Source organism: Stenotrophomonas sp. PS02297 (assembly GCF_029959705.1).
Classification (GTDB): Bacteria; Pseudomonadota; Gammaproteobacteria; order Xanthomonadales; family Xanthomonadaceae; genus Stenotrophomonas; species Stenotrophomonas nitritireducens.
Genome location: NZ_JASCOS010000236.1, coordinates 1 through 1,460, shown reverse-complemented (window position 1 = coordinate 1,460; position 1,460 = coordinate 1). Strand labels below are relative to the sequence as shown.

2 protein-coding genes are annotated in these 1,460 nt (G+C 69.9%); both read left to right on the top strand.

Annotated features, from left to right (window positions below):
* Positions 1-130 precede the first annotated feature (130 nt).
* Positions 131-1,129 carry a 2-alkyl-3-oxoalkanoate reductase gene (gene oleD, locus QMX80_RS19155; RefSeq protein WP_282278763.1) on the top strand — a complete coding sequence of 333 codons (999 nt, stop codon included), beginning with the start codon at positions 131-133 and terminating at the stop codon, positions 1,127-1,129.
* A 102-nt stretch (positions 1,130-1,231) separates the two neighbouring features.
* Positions 1,232-1,387, top strand: a complete 156-nt coding sequence (locus QMX80_RS19150) for a DUF1328 domain-containing protein (RefSeq protein WP_082443529.1) — start codon at positions 1,232-1,234, stop codon at positions 1,385-1,387.
* The last annotated feature ends 73 nt before the right edge of the window (positions 1,388-1,460 follow it).

Sequence of the window (1,460 nt, the reverse complement as noted above, 5' to 3'; positions counted from 1 at the left end):
CCCCAGCCCTCCCCTTCGCCTGCGGCGAAAGGGAGGGGGTAAAAGCCGCAGCATCGTGCATCCTTCCTCTTGCCGCAGGCGAAGGGGAGGGCTGGGGAGGCGGAGCCCTCCAACAGGGACATCCGGAAGAATGAAAATCCTCGTCACCGGTGGCGGCGGTTTCCTCGGGCAGGCGCTGTGCCGCGGGCTGGTCGAGCGCGGGCATGAGGTGCTCAGTTTCAATCGTGGCCATTACCCTGCGCTGGCCGCCCTGGGCGTGGGCCAGGTGCGTGGCGACCTGGCCGATGGCAATGCCGTGCGCCACGCCGCCGCCGGCGTCGACGCGGTGTTCCACAATGCCGCCAAGGCGGGTGCGTGGGGCAGCTACGACAGTTACTTCCAGGCAAATGTGGCGGGTACCCGCAATGTACTGGCGGCCTGCCGCGCGCATGGCATCGGCAGGCTGGTGTATACCTCCACGCCCAGCGTGACCCACCGCGCCACCCACCCGGTGGAAGGGCTGGGCGCCGACGAAGTGCCTTACGGCGAGGATTTCCAGGCGCCGTATGCGGCCACCAAGGCCATCGCCGAGCGCGAGGTGCTGGCCGCCAACGGCCCGGAACTGGCCACCGTGGCGCTGCGCCCGCGGCTGATCTGGGGCCCGGGCGACAACCAGCTGGTACCGCGCCTGGCCGAGCGCGCCCGTGCCGGGCGCCTGCGCTTCGTCGGCGACGGGCTGAACAAGGTGGACACGACCTACATCGACAATGCCGCGCAGGCGCACTTCGATGCCTTCGACCACCTGGTGGCGGGCGCGGCCTGCGCCGGCAGGGCCTATTTCATCTCCAACGGCGAACCGCTGCCGATGCGCGAACTGCTCAACAAGCTGCTCGCGGCGATGGGCGCGCCGGCGGTGGAGAAGTCGATCTCCTTCAAGGCCGCGTACCGTATCGGCGCGGTGTGCGAGAGGCTGTGGCCGCTGCTGCGCCTGCGCGGCGAACCGCCGATGACGCGCTTCCTCGCCGAGCAACTGTGCACGCCGCACTGGTATTCGATGGAACCGGCACGGCGCGACTTCGGCTATGTGCCACGGGTGTCGATCGAGGAAGGGTTGCGCCGGCTTCGCGACAGCGTGCGCGCAGGAGGTTGAGCCGGTTCCGGCGAACGGCCTGTTCACGTTTCATCACCGTGCCGTGATGCGCGGCTTGGCACAGTTCGGCCACGCCCACGCGGCACCATCGAGGAGGCCGACATGCTGCACTACGCCATCGTGTTCTTCGTCATCGCCATCATCGCCGCGCTGCTGGGGTTCAGCGGCATCGCCGGCGCGGCGAGCAACATCGCCTGGATCCTGTTCGTCGTGTTCCTGATCCTGGCGGTGATCTCCCTGTTCCGCAGGAAGGGATGAATCGGGCCCGGGGGCCCCCCCCGCCCCCCCGCCGGGGCGGGGGGGGGGGCCGCCCCCCCCCCCCCCAGGAGGG

Excerpts from the sequence above, each read along its gene's own strand:
- QMX80_RS19150 (WP_082443529.1), top strand. The coding sequence starts at position 1,232 with ATGCTGCACTACGCCATCGTGTTCTTCGTCATCGCCATCATCGCCGCG.
- oleD (WP_282278763.1), top strand. The coding sequence starts at position 131 with ATGAAAATCCTCGTCACCGGTGGCGGCGGTTTCCTCGGGCAGGCGCTG.